This window comes from Clostridium sp. TJA020 (genome assembly GCF_058310295.1).
The window spans coordinates 1-23785 of sequence record NZ_JBZEFC010000002.1 but is presented as its reverse complement, the minus strand read 5'-3'; the positions used below and the strand labels follow the sequence as shown (position 1 = coordinate 23785).

The 23785-nt window shown below is 24.9% G+C and carries 22 protein-coding genes; 20 read left to right on the top strand and 2 right to left on the bottom strand.

Annotated elements, in window-relative coordinates; translation table 11 throughout:
* Positions 1-163: 163 nt before the first annotated feature.
* The 9 genes from AC4FQ1_RS04085 to AC4FQ1_RS04045 all read left to right on the top strand — a co-directional run bounded on the left by AC4FQ1_RS04085 (position 164) and on the right by AC4FQ1_RS04045 (position 8866).
* Positions 164-1651, top strand: coding sequence for an AcpB/EbpR/MafR family transcriptional regulator (locus AC4FQ1_RS04085; protein ID WP_491168985.1), 1488 nt, complete (start codon positions 164-166; stop codon positions 1649-1651).
* A 409-nt stretch (positions 1652-2060) separates the two neighbouring features.
* Positions 2061-3770, top strand: coding sequence for a SpaA isopeptide-forming pilin-related protein (locus AC4FQ1_RS04080; protein WP_491168984.1), 1710 nt, complete (start codon positions 2061-2063; stop codon positions 3768-3770).
* Positions 3727-4362 carry a SpaA isopeptide-forming pilin-related protein gene (locus AC4FQ1_RS04075; protein ID WP_491169201.1) on the top strand — a complete coding sequence of 212 codons (636 nt, stop codon included), beginning with the start codon at positions 3727-3729 and terminating at the stop codon, positions 4360-4362. The genes AC4FQ1_RS04080 and AC4FQ1_RS04075 overlap by 44 nt, the downstream gene beginning before the upstream one ends.
* A gap of 210 nt (positions 4363-4572) precedes the next feature.
* Positions 4573-4911, top strand: a complete 339-nt coding sequence (locus tag AC4FQ1_RS04070) for a DsrE family protein (RefSeq protein WP_491168983.1) — start codon at positions 4573-4575, stop codon at positions 4909-4911.
* 102 nt (positions 4912-5013) lie between these two features.
* Positions 5014-6678: a ribulokinase gene (locus AC4FQ1_RS04065; RefSeq protein ID WP_491168982.1), complete on the top strand. Its 1665-nt coding sequence runs from the start codon at positions 5014-5016 to the stop codon at positions 6676-6678.
* A 136-nt stretch (positions 6679-6814) separates the two neighbouring features.
* Positions 6815-7186: a GntR family transcriptional regulator gene (locus tag AC4FQ1_RS04060; RefSeq protein WP_303129990.1), complete on the top strand. Its 372-nt coding sequence runs from the start codon at positions 6815-6817 to the stop codon at positions 7184-7186.
* Between the two features lie 12 nt (positions 7187-7198).
* Positions 7199-8293 (top strand): DUF1648 domain-containing protein, encoded by a 1095-nt coding sequence (locus AC4FQ1_RS04055; protein ID WP_491168981.1) that lies wholly within the window; start codon positions 7199-7201, stop codon positions 8291-8293.
* A 162-nt stretch (positions 8294-8455) separates the two neighbouring features.
* Positions 8456-8671 (top strand): hypothetical protein, encoded by a 216-nt coding sequence (locus AC4FQ1_RS04050; RefSeq protein WP_303129986.1) that lies wholly within the window; start codon positions 8456-8458, stop codon positions 8669-8671.
* Positions 8672-8866: a helix-turn-helix transcriptional regulator gene (locus AC4FQ1_RS04045; protein ID WP_303129985.1), complete on the top strand. Its 195-nt coding sequence runs from the start codon at positions 8672-8674 to the stop codon at positions 8864-8866.
* A 48-nt stretch (positions 8867-8914) separates the two neighbouring features.
* On the opposite strand, the gene AC4FQ1_RS04040 is transcribed toward AC4FQ1_RS04045, so the two are convergent.
* Positions 8915-9829 (bottom strand): deoxyribonuclease IV, encoded by a 915-nt coding sequence (locus AC4FQ1_RS04040; protein ID WP_303129984.1) that lies wholly within the window; start codon positions 9827-9829, stop codon positions 8915-8917.
* Positions 9830-10354: 525 nt separating this feature from the next.
* Here AC4FQ1_RS04040 and speD point away from each other — a divergent pair.
* From speD to AC4FQ1_RS03985, 11 genes are all read left to right on the top strand, one after another.
* Entirely contained in the window at positions 10355-11161 is an 807-nt protein-coding gene (gene speD, locus AC4FQ1_RS04035; protein WP_303129983.1) for an adenosylmethionine decarboxylase, read from the top strand.
* An 18-nt stretch (positions 11162-11179) separates the two neighbouring features.
* Entirely contained in the window at positions 11180-12634 is a 1455-nt protein-coding gene (locus AC4FQ1_RS04030) for an aminotransferase class I/II-fold pyridoxal phosphate-dependent enzyme (protein ID WP_303129980.1), read from the top strand.
* 15 nt (positions 12635-12649) lie between these two features.
* Positions 12650-13504: a polyamine aminopropyltransferase gene (gene speE, locus AC4FQ1_RS04025; RefSeq protein WP_303129978.1), complete on the top strand. Its 855-nt coding sequence runs from the start codon at positions 12650-12652 to the stop codon at positions 13502-13504.
* Entirely contained in the window at positions 13491-14348 is an 858-nt protein-coding gene (gene speB, locus AC4FQ1_RS04020; RefSeq protein WP_303129976.1) for an agmatinase, read from the top strand. The genes speE and speB overlap by 14 nt, the downstream gene beginning before the upstream one ends.
* A gap of 206 nt (positions 14349-14554) precedes the next feature.
* Complete coding sequence (gene pulA / locus AC4FQ1_RS04015) at positions 14555-17749, top strand: type I pullulanase (RefSeq protein ID WP_491168980.1); 3195 nt, start codon at positions 14555-14557, stop codon at positions 17747-17749.
* A gap of 204 nt (positions 17750-17953) precedes the next feature.
* Entirely contained in the window at positions 17954-18169 is a 216-nt protein-coding gene (locus AC4FQ1_RS04010) for a hypothetical protein (protein WP_303129972.1), read from the top strand.
* Between the two features lie 270 nt (positions 18170-18439).
* Positions 18440-18661, top strand: a complete 222-nt coding sequence (locus AC4FQ1_RS04005; RefSeq protein ID WP_491168979.1) for a hypothetical protein — start codon at positions 18440-18442, stop codon at positions 18659-18661.
* A gap of 789 nt (positions 18662-19450) precedes the next feature.
* Complete coding sequence (locus AC4FQ1_RS04000) at positions 19451-20374, top strand: helix-turn-helix transcriptional regulator (RefSeq protein ID WP_491168978.1); 924 nt, start codon at positions 19451-19453, stop codon at positions 20372-20374.
* 207 nt (positions 20375-20581) lie between these two features.
* Positions 20582-20944: a YccF domain-containing protein gene (locus tag AC4FQ1_RS03995; protein ID WP_491148182.1), complete on the top strand. Its 363-nt coding sequence runs from the start codon at positions 20582-20584 to the stop codon at positions 20942-20944.
* Between the two features lie 296 nt (positions 20945-21240).
* Positions 21241-21783, top strand: a complete 543-nt coding sequence (locus AC4FQ1_RS03990) for an NADH peroxidase (protein WP_491148181.1) — start codon at positions 21241-21243, stop codon at positions 21781-21783.
* Between the two features lie 270 nt (positions 21784-22053).
* Positions 22054-22209 (top strand): zinc-ribbon domain-containing protein, encoded by a 156-nt coding sequence (locus tag AC4FQ1_RS03985; RefSeq protein ID WP_303129965.1) that lies wholly within the window; start codon positions 22054-22056, stop codon positions 22207-22209.
* A gap of 88 nt (positions 22210-22297) precedes the next feature.
* On the opposite strand, the gene AC4FQ1_RS03980 is transcribed toward AC4FQ1_RS03985, so the two are convergent.
* On the bottom strand, positions 22298-23491 hold the full coding sequence (locus AC4FQ1_RS03980; RefSeq protein ID WP_491168977.1) for a CapA family protein: 1194 nt from the start codon (positions 23489-23491) through the stop codon (positions 22298-22300).
* Between the last annotated feature and the right edge of the window lie 294 nt (positions 23492-23785).

Sequence of the window (23785 nt, the reverse complement as noted above, 5' to 3'; positions counted from 1 at the left end):
TATTAAAATTAACTTTATAAAGTTAATATTTTAGTACTACATATTCTATTTATAGTTTTTAGATTAATCTCTCCATTATATAATGGAGAGATTATTTAGTTGTATTCAATAAAAATATGCAACATTTATTTAGATGGGTTTTAACAAATGAGGAGGGATTTTAATGAAGGATCTACTGAATAATTTGGATATGAGAAAAGTTTCAATTATATATGAATTATCTAAAAATCAAGGATTAGTACATCTTAAAGATTTAGCTACATTGTTAAATTTAAATGAGAGAACCTTATTAAGTACAATAGATGAAATTAATTATGATGCAAAAATTTATAATATAGATTTAAATATAGAAAAATCACAGAAACTAAACTTAATTTTGGAGGTAAATGCAGATTTTTCAGTTGATTATTTTAAATATATTTACATAAAGAGATCAATTTTATATCGTTTAATAGATTCAATTTTTAGAAATAATTATGAGAATATAAGAAAAACAGCAAAGAATCTACATATAAGTTTATCATCCATATACAGACAATTACCTAATTTAAAAAAATTATTAAATAAATTTGATTTAGATTTTTGTGGACAAAATAAATTTCCTATTATGGGGAAGGAGTATCAAATAAGATATTTCTTTTTAAAATTTTATTGGTGTAGTAATAGAATATTTGAATGGCCTTTTGATGAGGAATTAAAAAAAGAAAGTAATGAAATTTATTGTAATTTATATGTAGGTAGATTTAATACTAATAATATATTTCTTAAGGAAAAAATGATATTGTGGATAGCAATTAATTTAATCAGAGATAAGGAAGGATATGTTCTAGATGATATAGGTAATATGAATAAGTTTTTTGATAATAATAAAAACTTTTTAGAATTTAAAGAGATAATGTTATCAGCTTATGAATTTAATTTTGATAGCAAAAATAAAAATTTAATTCATAATGAGATTGTTCTTTTTTATTCATTAATGGTATCAGAAGAAATGTACTCAGAAAAATTAGATTATTTGTCTAGCTTTTTTACAATAGGTGGAGAACAATCTATATGTGAAGAAGCTGCATATTTATTTATAAATAAATTAAATAAGTTTTTAAATCAATATATAACTAATAAAGAATATACTGAAATGTTTTGTAAAATATTTTGTGCTAATTTAGTTAGTTATTTTTTTTATGAAGACACTACATTTTTTTATAACTTAAGAGAAATTGATTTTTTAAAGGATAATTATAATGATCTTATAAATATATTTGATATTTTTATTAAAGAAGTATTTAAAAATAATAGTAAGTTTGAGAAATTCTTTAAAAATAAATATTTATATTATAAATATCTTTATATAATAATAAGCACGTTAGATGTAAATTATTTTTATAATGAAATTAAAATTGCTCTTTTAATTTCATCACGAAATAAGCCAAGAAAATTACTTGAAAACAAGATAAGAGCATTAACAATATTACCTATAACTTTTGTGGATAAAATTTATGATGATGTTGATTTAGTTATATCAGATACTTTAATTTATATAGAAGAAAAAAAGTGTTTTATTATTAATAATACAGCTTACAATTGGGAATGGGAAAGATTAAAAAATAGCCTAGATAAAATGAGGCGATTAAAGATTAAAAATAAAGATTAATAATTTAAATAAAATTATAATAAGGTTTTTATAATTATGCATAGTACTACACATAGCAAGGATAAAGTTTATTAATATAAAATTTACATTCTCATTTTTTGTTCTTTTAACTAAAAAAGTGGAAGAGTTAATATATTCTAATTTTTTTACTTGTATATATAATAAAATTATAGTTATATATTTATTTAATTTCTCGAAAGGAGGAGAAAGATTAATTTGTTTTTAATGAATTTTATTTATAAATATAAGATGAAGTGTGAATAAATATAAAATAATAACTAGATTATTTATAACGAATGAAATATTTACCTTTATTATTTTAAATATTTTTATTAAATAAATTTTGAAATTAAATAAACTCTCTTTTTATAACTATTTAATAATTAAATTAGAATAGGGGAGAATTGATATGAGTAGAAAAAATAAATTTAAATTATTTTTTTCTAAAATTAGTATTATGCTAATAACTTTAATTATTGGTACAAATTTTACAGGAGTAAAAGAAGCAAAAGCATCGGACAATAAACTTGGTGTAGAATTAAAAAGCATTACTGGTAATACAAAATTAACATCTAAAAAATCAGTAAAAAGACCTGATGGTTTAGGAAATATAAATTATACAACATATACAGATTATAAAAATCAATTTGAATATTTAACTATAAATGGTAAACCAGTTTTTTGTGTTGAACCTTGGATGCAAGCTAAAAAGGGATATAATTATACACAAGAGTATTTAGAAAATTTATTTGAAAATAATAAAGAATTAAAAAGAGATATTGAACTAATTACATATTACGGTTGGAACACGAGTAAAAAAACAATGGAAGATTATACTACAACACAGTTATTAATATGGGAAGTTATGAGTAATTATGGTGTGTATAAATTAACTTGGGAATCAAAGCCAGGATTTTATGATTCTAATAAAAATATGATTATTAAAAAAGTTAATAAAAGCAAAAAAACTCCTTCATTTAATGGACAAGTAATAAATACAAAATTAGGAAAAGTAACAAAATTAATAGATGAAAATAATGTATTGTTTACTTATATGGAGGCAAGTGGATATAGTCCCAATACGGATATAAATAAAGATGGATACATATTAAGATATGGTGTAGAAGGTGGAAAAGAATTTCTTACAATTAAGCCAACAGAAAATGCAGTAAACGGATTAAAATTATCATTTGAAAATATAATTAAAAAGCATCAAGGAACAAATATTGTTTATATAAATGAAACAAGTCAAAAGGTTTCACCAATAACAAAAGTTAGTGACTTTAATTCATTTAATTTAGTATTAAATGTAAAAAAAGAAGCATCATTGAAACTTTTAAAGGTAGATGAAAATAATAATCCAGTTAAAGGAGTAGTTTTTGAGGCATCTTATAATAAAGATTTTTCAGGAAGTGTATTTGAATTAGTAACTGAAAATGATGGATCGGTTTCTAAAACATTAAATGAAGTTGGAAGAATTATATATGTACGTGAAAAATCAGTACCTAATTATCTAGTAAAGTCAAATGAAATAAAATCTATAGAATTAAAATCAAACAAAGTAAATGAAATTAAATTTGTAAATAAATTTATAAAAGGAAAAGTAAAAATAGTAAAAACAGACTCTAAAAATGGTTCAAGATTATATGGAGCTAAATTTGAAATTAAGCAAAAAGAAAATGGATTACTTGTAGATTCCTTAGAAACAAATAAACAAGGAATTGCTGAAAGTAAGCTATTACCTTATGGTGAATATATTGTTAAAGAAGTAAAGGCTCCTGAAAATTATAAATTGAATTCAAAGGAATTTACAATTAAAATTAATGAAAATAATCAAATAGTAACAATGAATATTACAAATGAAAAAGAAAAAGGAATATTAGAATTCAGTAAAACAGATATATCAAGTGGAAAACCGGTAGCAGGAGCAACAATTGAATTTTATAAAAAAGGAATGAATAAGCCATTTTTAATAGGAATTACAGATGAAAATGGTAAAATAAATAAAAATGGGGCAATAGGAGAAATAGAGCGTATAACAGAAAATGGAGGAATATCACTAGAAGAAGGGGAGTATTTCTTTAAAGAAACAAAAGCACCNAGGGGAGTATTTCTTTAAAGAAACAAAAGCACCAAAGGGATATATATTAAATGATGAAAATCATGAGTTTATAATAAAAGTAGGAGAAGTTACAAAAGATAACTTAGCAAATGAGAAACAAAAAGGAATATTAGAATTCAGTAAAACAGATGTATCAAATGGAAAACCGGTAGCGGGAGCAACAATTGAATTTTATAAAAAAGGAATGAATAAGCCATTTTTAACAGGAATTACAGATGAAAATGGTAAGATAAATAAAAATGGGGCAACAGGAGAAGTAGCACGCATAACAGAAAATGGAGGAATATCACTAGAAGAAGGAGAGTATTTCTTCAAAGAAACAAAAGCACCAAAGGGATATGTATTAAATGATGCAAATCATGAGTTTGCAATAAAAGCAGGGGAAGTTACAAAAGATAATTTAACAAACGAGAAGAAAATTGAAAAACCAAGTTACAAAAATAATACTCCTAATAAGAAAAATAAAAGTACAAGTACAAAAGAATTGCCTAAGACTGGAAATGAATCTGGATTGTATTTTATGATGTTAGGATTTATAGGGGTAATATTAGGGATGATTCTTTTTAGAAAAAAAGTAATAAATAAATAAAAATAATTTAATAAAAGAGTGATTTTTAAATCACTCTTTTTTTTAAAAATCTATAATTATCTTTACTATATTGAATTTAAATAAAAAAGTAGTTTCTTAAATAATATAGCTAAATTAAAATAGATTAAACTTAAATTAATATTTATATTTTAGAAACAGAAAAAAATAATATAGTTTGATAAAATCAAATTATAAAAGGAGGTATTTTAAATGAAAGTAATTTTACATGTAGATGAAGAAGGAAAATTGGAAGTGGCATTAGGCAATATAAAAAATTTATTAAATTTAAATAAGAATATAACTATTGAATTATTAATTAATGGAAAGTCAGTAGTTAATTTAAAAGAAGATTATGCTAAAAAACATGGAATAATTAATGAACTAAATGATGTATTTAATAAAGGTGTTATAATAGCAGTATGTAATAATAGTCTAAATAAATTTAATATAGATAAAAACGAACTTTTAAACTTTGTAAAAGTTGTAACTGCAGGAATTATGGAGCTTATAGAAAAGCAAAATGAAGGATTTGCATATGTAAAACCTTAAAATATTTTACAAGATAATATTATTTATAAATAGAATTAATCTGTCTAGATAACGTTTTCTTAGAAGGGTTAATGGACTTTAGTTTAACTTAGGGGGAGAGAAATGGCTAAATATACTATAGGAATTGATTATGGAACATTATCAGGAAGAATACTTTTAGTTGATGTGAAAGATGGAAGAGAAATTGGTTGTAAAGAAGTGATTTATAAACATGGAGTTATGGATGAGTTTATGCCGGATGGAAAAACAAGATTACCAATTGATACAGCCCTTCAACATCCAAATGACTATTTAGAGGTTTTATATAAAATACCAAAACTTATAGAAGAATGTAAAGTAAATAAGAATGATATTATAGGAATTGGGGTTGATTTCACAGCTTGTACTATAATGCCAATAGATAAAAATAACGAACCTTTATGTTTAAAAGATGAATTTAAAAATAGAAGACATGCTTATGTTAAGTTATGGAAAGATCATTCATCACAGGATGAGGCTAATAAGTTAAATAAGATATCAATTGATAGAGAAGAAACTTTTATTAAAAGGTATGGGGGAAAAATATCTTCTGAATGGCTTGTTCCAAAGGTTATGAAACTTATAAATGAAGATGAAGAAATTTATAATAATGCATATAGAATAATAGAAGCACTAGATTGGATTATACTAAAGCTTACAGGAAAAGAGAGTAGAAGTATATGTAGTGTTGGATTTAAAGGAATGTGGTCTAAGGAAAAGGGGTATGAATCAAAAGAATTTTTTAAATCATTAGATATTAAATTAGAAAACTTTACAGAAGAGAAACTTAGTAATAATATTAAATGCTTAGATCAGTGTGCAGGAACTTTAACTAAAGAAATGGCAGATAAGTTAAATTTAAAAGAAGGAATTAAGGTTGCAACTGGAATAGTAGATGCACATGCAGCACTTCCAGCTTTAGGAATTGTTAAACCAGGAAAAATGCTTATGATTATGGGAACATCAACTTGTCATATAATGATGGATGATAAAGAAAGATTTATAAGTGGAGTAAGTGGAGTTGTTGAAGATGGAATAATACCGGGATATTATGCTTACGAAGCTGGACAAGCTTGTGTTGGAGATCATTTTGATTGGTTTGTAAAAAATGCTGTACCAAAAGAATATGAAGATGAAGCAAAAAATAAAAATATTAATATTCATCAGTTATTATGTGAAAAAGTAAAAGGACAAAAGCCAGGAGAAAGTGGTTTAATTGCTTTAGATTGGTTTAATGGAAATAGAAGTGTTCTTACAGATGCAGATTTAACAGGAGCTATTATAGGCTATACACTTCATACAAAGCCGGAAGAAATATATAGAGCATTAATTGAGGGAACGGCTTTTGGTACTAAAATAATTATAGATGCTTTTGAAAATGAAGGTGTTGATATTAAAGAGATATACGCAGCTGGAGGAATAGCACAAAAAAATGAAATGATGATGCAAATTTATTCTGATGTATTAAACAAAGAAATAAATATATCTGATTCTAATCAAGCCTCAGCATTGGGTTCTGCAATACTTGCTGCAGCTATTGTAGGTAAAGAAAATGGTGGATATGATAGCATAGAGGAAGCATCAAAGTATATGTCTAGAAAAAAAGAAAAAACATATAAGCCTATTAAAGAAAATGTGGCACTTTATAATAAGTTATTTAAAGAGTATAAAATATTACATGATTATTTTGGTAAAGGTGAAAATAATGTAATGAAGAGACTAAAAAAATTAAAAAATGAATTACTATAATATAAAAAACTTATTGCTTCTTAGCAGTAAGTTTTTTAGTTTATTGGAAAAATTTTTAAATTTTATATTGAACATTTATTCTATCTGTTATATATTATATATAACAGATAGAATAAAGTTAATAAAGGAGGTAAAAATGTTTTTAGTTTTAGAATTTGAAAGCGAAACTCCTATATATCTTCAGATAAGAAATAAAATAATTGAAGGAATAGCAAAAGGCCAAATAAAGGAAGGGGATAAGCTTCCATCTGTAAGAGAGTTAGCTTCTGGAGTGGAAGTTAATCTTCATACAGTAAATAAGGCATATAACTTATTAAAAGACGAAGGTTTTGTATCTGTAGATAGAAGAAAAGGTGTAATAGTTAATATTAAAAAAGCAAAAGATGACATAGAATTTAAAGAAAAATATAATTTAAAGCTTAATGAAATAACACAAGAAGGCATTGCAAAAGGGTTGTCTAAGGAAGAAATATTAAATTTATTAGATGGTATTTTAAAAGAGTATTAGGGAGGGTTAAATATGTTTGATATTAGTTATGTAATTATTATGACTTTAGTAATTTTTATTGAATTTTATTCAATGACAATACTTCCTATAAAGGGCAAGAAGCAATTACTTTTAGGTTGTGTAGTAACAGAAGAAATAAAAAATAATAAGGATGTAAAAAAGTTAGTAAATAGATATAAATGGGTTAATATTATAATTTCAATTATAGCAGAGGGACTAATAATATTTAGTTATTTAAAATCAAGTATAGCTCTTAATGTAGTTTCAATATTTTTTACTATATTTGCATTAATGATATCCTTTGGATTTTATAATGAAAAAATGAAAGGACTAAAGAGAAAATTAGGAGGATTAAAAGGAAAAAAACAAGTTGTTATTTATGAACTTGAAGAGGTTAAATATAATTTAAGAACATTAATTTTTTATATAGTTACTATGGGAACATTAATTTTATTTAATCTTTACTTAGCAATATCAAAATATGATTCAATGCCAAATATAATAGCAACAAACTTTGATTTTAGTGGAAATGTTATTGGTTATTCAGAAAAGAGCTTCTTTACTGTATTTTCAGTAATATTATCAATGATATTTATTTTTGGAATATTTATATTTATAGATTTTTTAATTCAAAAACAAAAACTTAAAATAGATCCAAGAAATCCAGAAAAATCAAGAGGAGGTAATTTAAGGTATAGAAGAATTTTATCAAATATGATGATTTTTACTGGAGTTTTAACTATGGTTATATTAACAGTTGGAAATCTTCAAATACTTCAAATTATACCTATGAGCAGTTTTTTAGTTAGTTTTATATTAATTCTTGTAGTATTTATGTTTACTGTACTTTTTATATTTATGATTAAAGCTTACAAAGTAAGAAATAATTATAAAATAGAGAATAACAATGTAGTACAAAAAGACGATGATGATAATTGGAAGTTTGGAATTATATATTACAATAAAGATGATCCACGTGTTAATGTAGAAAAAAGATTTGGTATGGGGTACACAGTAAATGCTGCAACAAAAACAGGAATGGCAATGTATATTGGAATAATAGTTGTTTTAATTGTAGCATTAGTTATAACTTTTACTCAAACTTAAATTAATATAAATAGAAATTAATATAAAGAGATAGTATAAGTGACTTTATTTATACTATCTTTTTAATTTTACAGCTTTAAAATGTAAAAAAGTATTTACATCAATAAAATGGAAGTGTACAATAAATGTAAAGAAGTTTTTACATTAGAGGAGGAAGATATAATGTTAGGATTTAAAAAAATGGATGAAATGGAAATGCAAATATCTTTTAAGAGTATAAAGGTTGCATGGGCGTATACTGCTATTTTTTTATTTATATGGTCAGTTTATAATTATGTAATAAATGGTATATGGGGAGCAGAATTCTTTTTATTTATAACACAAAATCTTGTATTCTTAGGAGCAAGTACTATTTTAAAAATAAGGATGCAAAAATAAATGAGAAATAGAATAAAAGAATTAAGAAAAGAACTTGGATATAGACAAGAAGATTTAGCAATTAATATGAATGTAACTAGACAGACAATAAATGCAATAGAAAATAATAAGTATAATCCTACTTTAGAGTTAGCAATGAAGCTTGCTAAGTTTTTGGGGACAACAGTAGAAAATTTATTTTTTATTGATGACTAAATATAGTATTGAATAAATAAAAAGTAGAAGGTAAATACCCTCTACTTTTTATCTATTTTTTAAAACATTTTCTATAAACTCTTCATTAGTCATTGAAACTGGTTCATTTCTCCTAAGAAGTTCAATTTCATATTTATAAGGTGGAACAGATTTTTTGCTTTCTCCAGGAATGGTAACATAAGGAGTTTCAAGTATTTTTGGAATTTCTAAAAAGTCATTATGCCATACAACATATCTTAAAGCATCAAAACCTATATTACCTATACCAATATTCTCGTGACGGTCCTTTTTAGCTCCAGGAATATTTTTACTATCATTTAAATGAAATACTGCAATTTGATTTTTTCCAATAAGTTTATCAAATTCATTAATAACTCCATCAAAGTTATTAATAATATCATAACCACTATCACTTGTATGACAAGTATCAAAACAAACTCTAAGTTTATCATTATGAGTTACACCATCATAAATTCTTGCAATTTCCTCAAAGTTTCTACCAATTTCAGTTCCTTTACCAGCCATAGTTTCAAGAGCTATATTACATTTTGTATCTTTAGTTAATACTTCATTAAGACCTTTTATTATTTGATTAATTCCAGCATCAACACCAGCACCAACATGAGCACCAGGGTGAAGAACTAAAGTTTTACTTCCCATAGCTTCAGTTCTTTGCAGTTCTAATGCTAAAAATTCAGTTGCAAGTTCAAAAGTTTCTGGTTTTACAGTATTAGCTAAATTTATTATATAAGGTGCATGAATAACTATATCATCTATTCCGTGCTCCTTCATGTAAGCCCAACCTTCGTCTATTCTAAGTTCACTAATATCTTTACGTCTAGTATTTTGAGGAGCTCCAGTATATACCATAAAAGTATTAGCTCCATAAGAAACAGCTTCTTTAGCTGATCCTAAAAACATTTCTTTTCCACTCATTCCTACGTGGCATCCTAATTTTATCATATGAATTTCTCCCTTTAATCCAAAATTAAATTTATAAATATATTTTACTATTTTTAATAGAAATATGACAGTATAAATTTTTAAGTGATATAAATTATTACTTAAAAATAATTAATAGTTATAAATTTTTAAAATATTATTAAATAATTATAGTAAAAAATATAATAAAAAATATAAATTAAATTAATCAAAACTAAGAAAAAATAATAATAAATAAAAAGTTTACAAAATGTTAACAATTATTTTCAAAAAAATTCATTGAATTTTTGTTTTTTAGGCCTATATGAATAAAAATAAGTAAAATCAATCTTTTAAAGTACTTGAGATAATAATATTATGTTTAGTAATACTAAATTTTAAAGTTAGTATTTATTACACAAAATTATTTTATTTATAAAAATATAATAAAAATACAAAAATGTAAAATAATAGTGTTGGTAAATGGTAAATTTGTACTATATAATTAATTCAAATTAATTCCGGGATTTAAAATAATAACAAATAAGATAGGGGATGATATTCAAAATGACTGAAAAAATTAAGCTTTATGGTTTTAATAATTTAACTAAAACTTTAAGTTTTAATATTTATGATGTTTGCTATGCAAAAACAGAAAAAGAGAAAGAAGATTATATAAAATATATAGATGAACAGTATAACTCAGAGAGATTAACAAAAATACTTTTTGATGTTACAGAAATAATAGGCGCACATGTACTTAATGTTTCAAGACAAGATTATGAACCACAAGGAGCTAGTGTAAACATATTAATAACAGAGGAAGCACTTCCAATAGCTAATGTGGATCCATCTTGTAATAAGGGCGAACTTTCATATGTAGATTTAAGAGATAGTATTGTAGGACATCTAGATAAAAGTCATCTAACTGTCCATACATACCCAGAATTTCATCCAAATAATGATATAAGTTCATTTAGGGTTGATATAGATGTATCAACTTGTGGAAAAATATCTCCATTAAATGCATTAAATTATTTGATTAATAGTTTTGATTCCGATGTAATAACAATGGATTATAGAGTTAGAGGCTTTACAAGAGATGTAAATGGACGTAAGCACTACTTAGACCATGAAATAAGAACAATACAAGATTTTATAGATAAAGATACATTAAAGAGATATGATGCTATAGATACTAACATATATCAATCTAATATATTTCATACAAAGATGATGGTTAGAGATATAAAACTTGATAATTATATGTTTAAAAAAGATCCTTACGAATTATCACCAGATGAGAGACGCGATATTAGAGATAGACTTACAAGAGAAATGATAGAAATATATGGTGGTATGAATATTTATTAGGAAAGGTGGGTTAATGGATTGAAAAATTTATCACAGTTTTGTGCACCTATATATGAGGCTTTAAAGTGGTATAAAAATCAAAGAATAGTTCCTTTTGATGTTCCAGGACATAAGCAAGGAAGGGGAAATGAAGAGCTAAAAGAGTTTCTTGGTGAAGATTGTTTAGCAGTAGATGTAAATTCTATGAAACCTTTAGATAACCTTATGCATCCTGTTTCTGTAATTAAAGAAGCTGAAGCACTTGCAGCAGAAGCTTTTAATGCAGATAATGCATTTTTTATGATAAACGGTACAACATCAGCTGTACAAGCAATGATAATGAGTGTTTGTAAAGATGGAGATAAAATTATAATGCCAAGAAATGTTCATAAATCTGCTATTAATTCATTAATTGTTTCTGGAATAAAACCTGTTTATATAAATCCAGGAATACATAATGATATAGGTATATCATTAGGAATGGCAATTGAGGATGTTGAAAAGGCAATATTAGAAAATAAAGATGCAAAAGCGATTTTTGTAAACAATCCAACTTATTATGGAATTTGTTCACCACTTAAAGAAATTGTTAAATTAGCTCATGAAAATAATATGTACGTTCTTGTAGATGAAGCTCATGGAACACATCTTTATTTTGGAGAAAATCTTCCAGTTTCAGCTATGGAAGCTGGAGCAGATATGGCTGCTATAAGTATACATAAAACAGGAGGGTCACTTACACAAAGTTCAATGCTTGTTATGAAGAGTGATAGAATAAGCCCTGATTATGTTAGAACAATTATAAATTTAACACAAACAACAAGTGCGTCATATCTTTTATTATCTTCATTAGATTTGGCAAGGAGAAATCTTGCTTTAAATGGTAAGAAAATATTTAAAGAGGTAGTAGAACTTTCGGAATATGCAAGAAATGAAATAAATAAAATTGGTGGATATTATGCTTTTTCAAGAGAAATAGTAAATGGCAATAGTATTTATGATTTTGATGTAACAAAGCTTACTATAAATACTTTAGGAATAGGTCTTGCAGGTATAGAAGTTTACGACATATTAAGAGATGAATATGGTATTCAAATAGAGCTTGGTGATATAGGAAATATTCTTGCAATAATATCAGTTGGTGATACGAAATACAATATAGAAAGATTAGTATCAGCTTTAAGTGAGATAAAAAGAAGATATGCAAAAAAAGAATTATTAGCCTTTGACCATGAATATATAAACCCAATAATTAAGGTTACTCCAAAAGAAGCTTTTTATGCAGAAAAGGTAAGTAAGAAAATTACTGAGTGTGAAGGGGAAGTATCTGGTGAGTTTATTATGTGTTATCCACCTGGAATTCCAATTTTAGCACCAGGGGAACTTGTAACAAAAGAAGCAATAGACTGTATAGTTTACTCAAAGGAAAAGGGATGTTTAGTAACTGGAACTGAGGACATGAAAATAGAAAATATAAAAGTATTAAAATTATAGGGAGGTATTTTAAAGATGGAATTATGGTATACAGAAGAACATACAGATAAAGTTAGATTTTCAATAAAGGTTGAAGAACAATTATATAAAGGAGAAAGTGATTTTCAAAGAATAGATGTTTTTAAATCAGAAGAATTTGGAACATTTTTTACATTGGATGGTCTTATGATGGTTACAGAGAAAGATGAATTCATTTATCATGATATGATAGTTCATGTTCCAATGGCAACAAATCCTAATATAAAAAATGTATTAGTAATTGGTGCTGGAGATGGTGGCACTGTAAGAGAACTTACTAGGTATAAAACAATAGAAAAAATAGATATGGTTGAAATAGATAAGTTAGTTGTTGATGTATGTAAAAAATATTTACATCAAACAGCTAGTAAATTAGATGATGAAAGAGTAAATATATATTATGAAGATGGACTAAAGTTTGTAAGAGGTGTTCAAGATAAGTATGATCTTATAATTGTTGATTCAACAGATCCATTTGGACCAGGAGAAGGATTATTTACAAGAGAGTTTTATGGAAATTGTTTCAATGCACTTAAAGAGGATGGGATACTTGTAAATCAACATGAAAGCCCATATTATAAGGCTTATGAAAATAATATGAAAAGAGCTCATAAGAGAATAAAAGAATGTTTCCCAATTTGCAAAGTTTATCAAGCGCATATACCAACATATCCATCAGGGCATTGGTTATTTGGATTTGCATCAAAAAAATACGATCCTGTAAATAATGAATCAATAGATAAATGGAATGAGCTTAATATAAAAACTAAATATTACAACACAGAACTTCATAGAGGAGCATTTGCTCTTCCAAACTATGTAAAGGAAGCTTTAGAAAATGCAAATGAATAAAAATATTTCAACATTTATAGGGTGTGAATCAGAATATGATGAAGCAAAAGTTGTAGTTTTTGGAGCTCCTTTTGATTCAACAACATCATTTAGACCAGGTACAAGATTTGCAAGTCAAACTATGAGAATAGATTCTTGGGGGCTTGAAAGTTATAGCCCTTATCAAGATATTGACCTTTATGATATGAAAGTATTTGATGGTGGAGATTTAGAATTACCTTTTGGAAACAGTGAAATGGCACTTAAAGAAATAGAAAAATTTTCAGCTAAAGTCGTATTAGATGATAAAATACCTGCTATGATAGGTGGAGAACATTTAGTAACATTAGGAAACTTTAGAGCTGTTTTTAAAAAGTATCCAAATGTTCATGTTATACATTTTGATGCTCATGCAGATTTAAGAGAAGAGTATTTAGGGGAAAAGTTATCTCATGCAACAGTACTTCATAGAGTTTGGGATTTAGTTGGGGATGATAAAATATTTCAATTTGGAATACGTTCAGGATCAAAAGAAGAATTTAATTGGGGAAAACAACATGTATATACAAATAAATTTAATTTAGATAATTTAGAATTTGCTATAGATAAAGTTAAGAATTTTCCAGTATATATAACTATAGATTTAGATGTTTTAGATCCATCAGTATTTCCAGGAACAGGTACTCCAGAACCTGGTGGAGTTGAATTTAAAGAGTTATTAAATTCAATATTAAAGCTTAAAGGATTAAATATTGTAGGATTTGATATAAATGAATTATCTCCACAATATGATAGTACAGGTGTATCTACAGCTGTGGCTTGTAAAATTTTAAGAGAGATGATTCTTATAACAAATAATAAATAGAAGGTTTATATAAATAAAAAACTCTAATTAGTTTATACTGGTTAGAGTTTTTTTCTTTTTATATGTTATATATAAATTTATGATAAAAATATTATTATATGTCCATAATGAAATAGTATAGTTAAATTTAGCATATATATGAATCAAAATATAGTTTATAAAATAATTAATAATATTGAAATTAAAAATAGAGGTGTAGGTTTTATATGTTCAATTCATTAAAAAGGAAAGTAGTAGATTATAATGGATCAAGATATGAATTAGAATTAAGTCCACTTACTAATACTATTAGATTTTCAATTGATTATAAAGGTGCGGTAGATGCTTTTGTACTTGGAGACTTTAATGATTGGAAGAAAAAAGACGATTTTAAACTTAAATGGAATTTAGATACTTCAGATGGAAATGTGAAAATGATTAGAGATATTACTTTCTCAGAAGGATTAAGGAATGGCGAATATAAGTATGGATACTTAATAATAGATTCTGAAGGAAATGAAGTTTATATAAATAACTGGAATCAAAATATAGAGGAATTTTCATTTAACTGGGAAGGATTTAATGAAGTTATAGAAATTAAATCTTCATCAAACTTTGTTTCAGAATATTATCCAACAGAACTTGTTTTAGTTAAAAAATCATTATATGGAAATATACCTATTGAAGATTCAATTTTTTATTTAGAAAGTAAAGTTGAAGGAGTACATATAGAAGAAAATATTTTGAAGGTCTCAGAAGAAGTAAAAGAAGGAGCAGAAATTATAATAGTAGCCATAGATGAAGAAACAAAAAGATGGGCTAAAAAAACTATAATAGTTAGAAAATATAAAGAAAAAGGATCATTTTTTCAATTTATAAAAGGAAATGGATTGTATTTTGGTGACAATTTTAGTTGGAATATATGGAGTTTTGATGATAACAAACATGGTGAAGAAGTTTCTCTTAATTTTAAGACTGACCTTGGTATAGGGGAGTTTTTAAGGAAAGATAAGTTTATATTGAGAAAAAGAATATGGGGTAATGGATGGGTAAATGATTGGAGTGAACAGACTAATACATTTAATTTAAATAAAGATGAAAAAAATATTTATTTAATATATGAAAATAATAAAATTACTACATCATTAAAAGAAGCAATAAAGCTTACTGCTCCTAAAATAGAAAAAGCTATAATGGACAATAAAAATAAAATAAGAGTATTTTTATCACATGAGCCTATTATAGGAATAAAATATTTCTTATATATAAATGGAATAAAAGTAGATAATATATCAACAATAGTTAAGGAAAAACAAAGAGAAGTTTTAATTATAAATTTTCCAGACAATATAGAACCATCAAGTCTTTTGGAAATAAGAGCATCAAGTATGTTTTCGTCATGCAAAGTTATGATAAGAGATTACTTAGAAAACTTTTATTATGGTGGTAATGACTTGGGAGTAACTTTTAAAGAAAATACAATAAGGTTAAAGCTTTGGGCACCAACAGCTAAAAAAGTTGAGGTTTTAATTTATAAAAATAATGAAGATTTAAATGAGGATTTTTTAGAATCATATGAAATGATGAAAAATAAAGAAAATGGCACATTTAAATGTGAAATATTTAGAAATACAAATGAAGAAAAATATTATTTATATAGATTATACTTTAATGAAATTGATGAAAAAAATAAAGTTTATACTAAAATAACATATGCAGTTGACCCTTATGTTGAAGCCGTAGGTCTAAACGGTAAAAAGGGAGCTTTAATTAGTTTAACTAATGAAAGAACTGTTCCTTATAAATGGAATTCTTATATTAAACCTAAAATCAAAAGTATAGAAGACTCAATAATATATGAAATGCATATAAGAGATTTTACAATAAGTGAAACATCAGGAGTTTCTAAGGAGTTAAGAGGAAAGTTTTTAGGGGCAGCTCAAGAAGGAACAGTATTTAAAAATAAATATACAGGTAAAACTGTAAAAACAGGATTAGATCATTTAAAAGAGTTAGGAGCAACGCATATACATTTACTTCCAGTGTTTGATTTTAAAACAGTAGATGAAAGTATGGAAAGTGAAGAAAATAGAAATTGGGGATATGACCCACAAAATTTTAATGCAATAGAAGGAAGTTACTCAACAAATCCAAGGGATCCTTATGTAAGAATAAAAGAATTTAGAGAGATGATTAAGACATTTCATGAAAATGGATTAATGATAGTAATGGATGTTGTATACAATCATATGTATGACACAAAGAATATGGATAATATAGTTCCAGGGTATTATTTTAGAAGTGATATTTATGGAAATTATACTAATGGGTCTGGATGTGGAAATGAAATAGCAACAGAAAGACCAATGATTAGAAAGTTTATAATAGATTCTATTTTACATTTAATAAGAGATTTTCACATTGATGGATTAAGGTTTGACCTTATGGAACTTATAGATTTAGAAACTATGAAAGAAATAGTTATAAAAGTTAAAGAAATTAATGAAAATATATTAATTTATGGGGAGCCATGGAAAGGTGGTAATTCAGAAGTTAGAAATGGAACTTATAAAGGAAGTCAAAAGGGGCTTGGTTTTTCAATTTTTAATGATGATTTTAGAGATGCCCTTAGAGGGGATAATTCACCATCAAGAGGTTTTATAAATGGAGATCAGCATAATAAAGAAAAGGCTTGGAAGGTAATTGAGGGTTTAAAAGGTTCAATTAATACAATAACTTATAATCCAATAGAAAGTATAAATTATTTAGCTTCACATGATAACTATACAATATGGGATCAAATAGTTAAGACTGATAATTATAGTGTACAAAACGAGCATTATAGAGATTCTATTAAAGAACTTTCTGGAAGTGAAATATTTAAAAATTATTATGTGAAAGAAAATATTTTAGGTGCAAGTTTAATATTTACAGCACAAGGAATACCATTTATTCAAAGTGGAGCTGAATTTTTAAGAACTAAAGAGGGTGATTATAATAGCTATAAAAGCTCTGATAAAATAAATGCAATAAATTGGGCAGAAAAAGAAAAGTTTATAGAAGTATTTAATTATTATAAAGGACTTATAAAGTTAAGAAGAAACTTTAATATATTTAAAATGAAAACTCAAGATGAAATTAGAGAAAATTTAAATATATATTTCCAAGATAATAATGATACAACAGGAGTAATAATAGCTCATTTTAAAGCTAATAATAGTAAGTATAAGGATTTTGTTATTATATATAATAGTTCATCAATTGATAATTATGATGTCAATAGATCTATTCCTATAATTGATAATAGGGATTGGTATATAATAGCAGATGAGAAAATAGTGTCAACAGAGCCAATAGGGGTAGCTAAAAATGGTTATATACCAGGACTTAAAGCTCATTCTATGATGATAATTTGTAAATAAATAATACTAAAATACTATATAATTTTTAAAAACTAAAATGTAAACAAAATTTTAATATTTTTATATATTAAGACACAGAATATATAAAATGATAAAATAAAATTAAAGAAAATTAATATAAGATTTACAAAAAGTAGAAATGTTAATAGCTAATTATTACTATAATGATACAAATTTTATAAAAGTATTTTGGAGGAATTACAAATGAAAAAAAGTAAGTATGTAGTGATAGGAGTGGTTATGGTATTAGCAACTATAGCTATAGTATCAGCATGTGCTTCAAGAAAAGAAATTGATGTTGAGAATGAGGCTGGAATAATAAAAGAGGATTATAGTAAACGCAATAAAGTAAGGCAAGATGTTATAGACGAAATTAACAAAGAAAAAAGTTCTTCATCTATAAATAAATTAGTAATTTAATTAATTTCTAAGCTATATTAAATGTAAGGAGATATAAAATTAGACAATTCTAATATTATATCTCCTTATTTAAAATTTGTTTAAAAAATATAGAAATTATATATAAATGAATAAAAATTTCTATTTGTAAATAATCATATTATTTATTATTAAACTTAATTCAAAAATATATAATTATAAAATTTAATTGCTATAATTAAACCGTAAGTACAATCAAATTATAAAGATTAATTAAAGAAAATCATTTTTGATTTTTTAGGAGGTTTTAAAATGAGCAAAAAAGTAGAAAATTTAAGAGAAAAAATAATAAAAAAAGCAGAAGAAGATCTTAAAGTAGCAGAAGAAAATACAAAAGAATATAAAGAAGACCAAAAAGAAGCTAATAAATTAGGAAAAGCTATAACAGAAGAGCTTGATAAAGAAGAAAAAGAAGAAGAAGCTTTACAAAAAGAATTTGCTAAAGAATTAAAAAGTGATATGGAAAGTAAATAATAAAAAGAAATATTTTGAATAATGCTTTTATTTGAATTAAAAATAATGAATGTATTATAGAAAGTATACAACAATTAAAATTTTTAATTTTATAGTTTTTCTATAAATAAAAGTAGAGTTAATAAAATAACTCTACTTTTGTTTATTTTATTATGAATTTTTTATAATAATAATCATTAATAAAATAAGTAAAATTAATAAAATAAAAGTTGAATGTACAGGAATGTCAATAAGTTGGATTTTTTCAATTAATAAGGTTGTAATTATAAAAATCATACTAAGAAGTGAAAAGAATTTTACGGTTGATTTAGAATTAAGCATCATAAAATATCAACTCCTTTCAAATTAGAGCTATTTTATAATTTAATTATACTATAAATTTTTTAGTTTAAGTAATTAAAACTTGTATAAAAGACAAAATTTTATTAAAGTTAATAAATACTCATTTAAGAAGGTAAATATATGTAAAAAATTATGGTTTTATGATAAAATTATCGTATAATTTAAAATTTAATAAAAAAATAAAATGTTACATTTATACGTCACCATTAAATTGTATTATATTATTATAATAATAATTCCTGATTACAATATTAAATAAGTTTTCTCAAATTATTTTATATAAGGTAAATTAATCTTTTAACTACAATTGAACGGCAATAAAAGGAATTATATTGATTATGAGATTTTACTAGGGGGTGAAATCTCATTTTTTTTTGAATTATGAGATGGGTAATTTAGTAGTATAGCAGGTGAGGGATTATAGGAAAGATAAATAATGCTTTAAATATGTTAGTACTCCTTAAGACTAGAAAGAAAATGTCAAGAAGAGAACTTGCAAATAAGCTAGAAGTTGATGTTAGGCAAATTAGTAGATATAAAGAAGCTCTTTGTATGGCAGGAATTAATATAAAGGAAGAGCGAGGAAGGTATGGAGGTTATAGTATAGATAAGGAGTCAAGTTTAATAGCTGTTGGATTAAGTGAAGATGAAGCAATAGCACTTAAACTTGGTATTAATTATTTAGAAAGAGGAACTTTTCCTTTAAAAGAAGATTTTAATTCAGGAATATTAAAGATATTAGCGGATTATGGTAAAGATAATGATAAATTTTGCAATAATTGTGCAGTAGCCCAACATAAGAGAATAAATAGATATAATATAAATTTAAAAGATAAATGGAAAATAGTTAATAATTCAATATCTAATAAGAAAAAGATTAAAATAAGATATTCTAATATGAATGATGAAGAAATGGTTAGAGTAATACATCCTTATGGAATCTATATATACGAAGGAGCAAGTTATATAGTAGCTTTTTGTGAATATAGAAATGAAGTTAGAAATTTTAAATTAGTAAGAATACTAAATCTTGAGGAATTAGATGAAGATTTTAAAGATGATGACTTTGATGTTAAATCATATTTAAAAAGAAGGATTGGTATATATAGTGATACTAATAAATATGATATAAAGTTAAAAATACATTATCCTTACGCAAAGTGTTTTAAAGAACATATATGGGTAGAAAAAGATCAGTTTGAGGATTATAAAGAAGAAGGATATATTATATATAATGGACTTATAGAAGGAAAACCAGATATAGTTAAATGGATATTAGAAATGGGTTCTTCCTGTGAAGTTTTAGAACCGAAGGAAATAAAAGATGCTGTAATGGAAGAATGCAAAAAAATAATGAAATTATATAATTAAATAATATAGAATAATTATAATGTAACATTTTAAAAATAGTTAAAAATAAACTTAAGAATTTTCTTGAGTTTATTTTTTATTTTATAAACTTTATAGTAATTTAAAAATAATATATAATAAGATAATTTAGTAATAATATATATTTTTTTATAAATATAATTTTTATTAAGTAATTTATTTATTAATTTTAAGTAAGGGGTTGATAAAATGAGTTGTCTTGGAAATATTATATGGATAATATTTGGAGGTTTTTTTAATTCAATAGGGTGGTTATTTATAGGGGCATTATGGTGCCTAACAATAATTGGAATTCCAGTTGGTTTACAATGTTTTAAAATGGCAAAGTTACAATTAGCACCTTTTGGAAGAGATGTAGTTACAGTAAATGATAGTGGAGTTAGTCTTGTAATGAATATACTATGGATAATATTTGGTGGATTAGCAATGTGTTTAGCAAATATATTAAGTGCAATACTTTTATGTATAACAATAATAGGTATACCATTTGCAGCACAAAGCTTAAAAATTGCTAAGCTTTCACTTATGCCTTTTGGGAAAGAGGTTAGATAATGTATGAAATGTAAATTAAATAGTAGAATTTAGAGAGAATTTTAGTTATAATTAACATTAAGGAATTATTTAACGTATTTTATTCAAAAATGTAAAATAATATACCTTAATTTAAAATTAAATTAACAAAGGATTAAGAAAAAGTTATTTACAACTAATAATTATTATTATATAATAAGTTCATAGTAAGAAATTAAATTTTCTTAATCCAAATATGTAGATTATAATTTATTGAAATAGATACATTAAGTTATAATGTATATAAAAGTGGGTTTGAATATGAGGAGGAGTTAATTATGAAAAAATTTGTATGTACAATCTGTGGATATGTTTATGAAGGAGAAACTGCACCAGAAAAATGTCCAGTATGTGGAGCAGGTGCTGATAAATTTAAAGTTCAAGAAGGAGATATGGCTTGGGCTGATGAACATAGAATCGGAGTAGCTAAGGGAGTAGACGAAAGAATCGTAGAAGGATTAAGAGCAAACTTTACTGGAGAATGTACAGAAGTAGGAATGTACTTAGCAATGTCAAGACAAGCTGACAGAGAAGGATATCCAGAAGTTGCAGAAATATATAAGAGAGCTGCATTTGAAGAAGCAGAACACGCTGCAAAATTTGCTGAGCTTTTAGGTGAAGTATTAGAAGCAGATACAAAGAAAAACTTACAAGCAAGAGTAGATGCAGAATTTGGAGCATGCCAAGGAAAGAAAGAATTAGCAACTTTAGCTAAACAATTAAACTTAGATGCAATACATGACACAGTACACGAAATGTGTAAAGATGAAGCAAGACATGGTCAAGCATTCAAGGGTGTATTAGATAGATATTTTGGTTAATATAAATTTATACTAAAAAATAGCAGACACTAAAATATTTTAGTGTCTGCTATTTTTATTTATAGAATTATATTTATTTTTTGAATATTTTAAAAATTTAAAATATTAATTATTTTTTGTGAAAAACTTGTTTATTATATTTAATTATGATATAATATTTAAAGTAGAAATACAAAATTTAAGTTATTAAAGATGTTTAATTAGGTTATAATTTTCTCCTTTTTAGAGAATTTATAATTAAGTAGGGTCTTTAACTAGGAGGAATTTAGAATGGATAAAACAATAGTATGTAAAGATTGCGGTAAAGAATTCATCTTCACTGAAGGAGAACAAGCATTTTACAAAGAAAAAGGATTCGATAACGATCCAGTAAGATGTAAAGAATGCAGAATCGCTAAGAAAAACCAAAGAAATAACAACAGATAGTTTTAATGTGTTTAAGAAATCCTAAAGGTTTTAACCTTTAGGATTTTATTTTTTATTTATAAGTGCAGCAATTAATTGCTACACTTATTTAATTAGAAAGTTTAAAATAATTTTCAGAAATTTTTCCATCTAAAGTAGGAGATAAACTATTTATAAATTTTAAAATAGATTTTCCACTTTCTCCTTTAGCTAAAGTAGGAACATAATCATTTCTGCTTGAAATAGATGATATTGTAGCAGGTAAAACTTTAAATTCAATATCACTTAAGCTATTATCACTAAAATTAAATTTTCCTTGTAATATAAATGTTTTCTTATCTTGAGGATTAGAATTTCCTCCAAACGCAAAGTTTGCAAGTGAATAAGCAATAAGCTTACCCTTATAATTTTCAAGTCCTTGTATTACGTGAGGATGAGAACCTAGAACCATAGTAGCTCCATTATCTATTGAAAAATGAGCTAAATCAACTTGATAATTAGTAGGTTTATTTTCTCTCTCTATTCCCCAATGAAAATATGGAATTATAATTTGAGTTCCTAAAGCTTTTAAATCATCAATATCCTTTTTAATTTTTGCTTTAGTATTTTCACTATTATCCCATGCTTGATATCCTAAAAATCCAAATTTAATTCCCTTTATAGTCTTTTTTATTATGTGCCCCTCACCAGTTATATCAATTTTTTTCTCTTTTAAAGCATTAATAGTATCATTAAAGCCTTTTTGTCCGTAATCGTATATGTGATTATTTGCAACTGTAACTCCTTCAATAGAACCTTCTATTAATATATTGCTGTATTCCTTAAGACCTTTAAAATGAAATTGAACAGATGCTCCTTTATCAACTTTCTCAGTAGAATTAGTAAATGTAGTTTCTAAGTTAACAAGAGTATAATCATCTTTACTAAATATAGGTTTAACATTTTTAAATATGTAAGAATAATCATTGCCATTTGCTTTTACAGTTGTTGGTAAACTTGTTGATTGATCAAATGTTGTATCTGTTCCTAAAGTACAATCACCGGCAAAAGATATTAAAACATCTTTTTTTTCAGGTTCTTTAGCAATAGATTCATTATTTTTAGATTTATCATTAGAAATAGTTGTTACATCTTTATTATCAGTGCTTTTATTAATAATTTTATTTGATATATAAGATATAGATATTATAAGTAAAATTAATAATATGATAGAGAATATTATTCTGTTTCTAATTATACGATTCCTTCTAAGTTTTCTTTTTTTATTTTTTAGATAAGCTTTATTATAAGTTTTCCTTTTCATAAATACCTCCTATTAAATACCATATATAAATATAATATTATAAAATATGTAAAAAAGTAAGGTTTTTGTAAAAAAGTGAGAGAAAATAAAATTTTATAGAAAAATTTTAAAAAAGATGTTTACAACGGATAATTATTATTATATAATAATAAATGTAATCAGGAAAAACAAAACAAAAACGAATTAAGATTTATAAATGAAAATTAAAATAAAAAAATGTGTGTTTAAGAAGAGGAGAGATAGTATATGAAAAAATTTATATGTACAGTATGTGGATACGTTTATGAGGGAGAA

Bases quoted from the DNA above. Each gene is read 5' to 3' on its own strand.
- AC4FQ1_RS04050 (WP_303129986.1), top strand. From the start codon at position 8,456: ATGTTAGGATTTAAAAAAATGGATGAAATGGAAATGCAAATATCTTTT.
- AC4FQ1_RS04065 (WP_491168982.1), top strand. From the start codon at position 5,014: ATGGCTAAATATACTATAGGAATTGATTATGGAACATTATCAGGAAGA.
- AC4FQ1_RS04005 (WP_491168979.1), top strand. From the start codon at position 18,440: ATGAGCAAAAAAGTAGAAAATTTAAGAGAAAAAATAATAAAAAAAGCA.
- speB (WP_303129976.1), top strand. From the start codon at position 13,491: ATGCAAATGAATAAAAATATTTCAACATTTATAGGGTGTGAATCAGAA.
- AC4FQ1_RS04040 (WP_303129984.1), bottom strand. From the start codon at position 9,829: ATGATAAAATTAGGATGCCACGTAGGAATGAGTGGAAAAGAAATGTTT.
- AC4FQ1_RS04055 (WP_491168981.1), top strand. From the start codon at position 7,199: ATGTTTGATATTAGTTATGTAATTATTATGACTTTAGTAATTTTTATT.
- AC4FQ1_RS04045 (WP_303129985.1), top strand. From the start codon at position 8,672: ATGAGAAATAGAATAAAAGAATTAAGAAAAGAACTTGGATATAGACAA.
- AC4FQ1_RS04000 (WP_491168978.1), top strand. From the start codon at position 19,451: ATGTTAGTACTCCTTAAGACTAGAAAGAAAATGTCAAGAAGAGAACTT.
- AC4FQ1_RS03990 (WP_491148181.1), top strand. From the start codon at position 21,241: ATGAAAAAATTTGTATGTACAATCTGTGGATATGTTTATGAAGGAGAA.
- AC4FQ1_RS04010 (WP_303129972.1), top strand. From the start codon at position 17,954: ATGAAAAAAAGTAAGTATGTAGTGATAGGAGTGGTTATGGTATTAGCA.
- AC4FQ1_RS03985 (WP_303129965.1), top strand. From the start codon at position 22,054: ATGGATAAAACAATAGTATGTAAAGATTGCGGTAAAGAATTCATCTTC.
- speE (WP_303129978.1), top strand. From the start codon at position 12,650: ATGGAATTATGGTATACAGAAGAACATACAGATAAAGTTAGATTTTCA.
- speD (WP_303129983.1), top strand. From the start codon at position 10,355: ATGACTGAAAAAATTAAGCTTTATGGTTTTAATAATTTAACTAAAACT.
- pulA (WP_491168980.1), top strand. From the start codon at position 14,555: ATGTTCAATTCATTAAAAAGGAAAGTAGTAGATTATAATGGATCAAGA.
- AC4FQ1_RS03980 (WP_491168977.1), bottom strand. From the start codon at position 23,491: ATGAAAAGGAAAACTTATAATAAAGCTTATCTAAAAAATAAAAAAAGA.
- AC4FQ1_RS04060 (WP_303129990.1), top strand. From the start codon at position 6,815: ATGTTTTTAGTTTTAGAATTTGAAAGCGAAACTCCTATATATCTTCAG.
- AC4FQ1_RS04085 (WP_491168985.1), top strand. From the start codon at position 164: ATGAAGGATCTACTGAATAATTTGGATATGAGAAAAGTTTCAATTATA.
- AC4FQ1_RS04070 (WP_491168983.1), top strand. From the start codon at position 4,573: ATGAAAGTAATTTTACATGTAGATGAAGAAGGAAAATTGGAAGTGGCA.
- AC4FQ1_RS03995 (WP_491148182.1), top strand. From the start codon at position 20,582: ATGAGTTGTCTTGGAAATATTATATGGATAATATTTGGAGGTTTTTTT.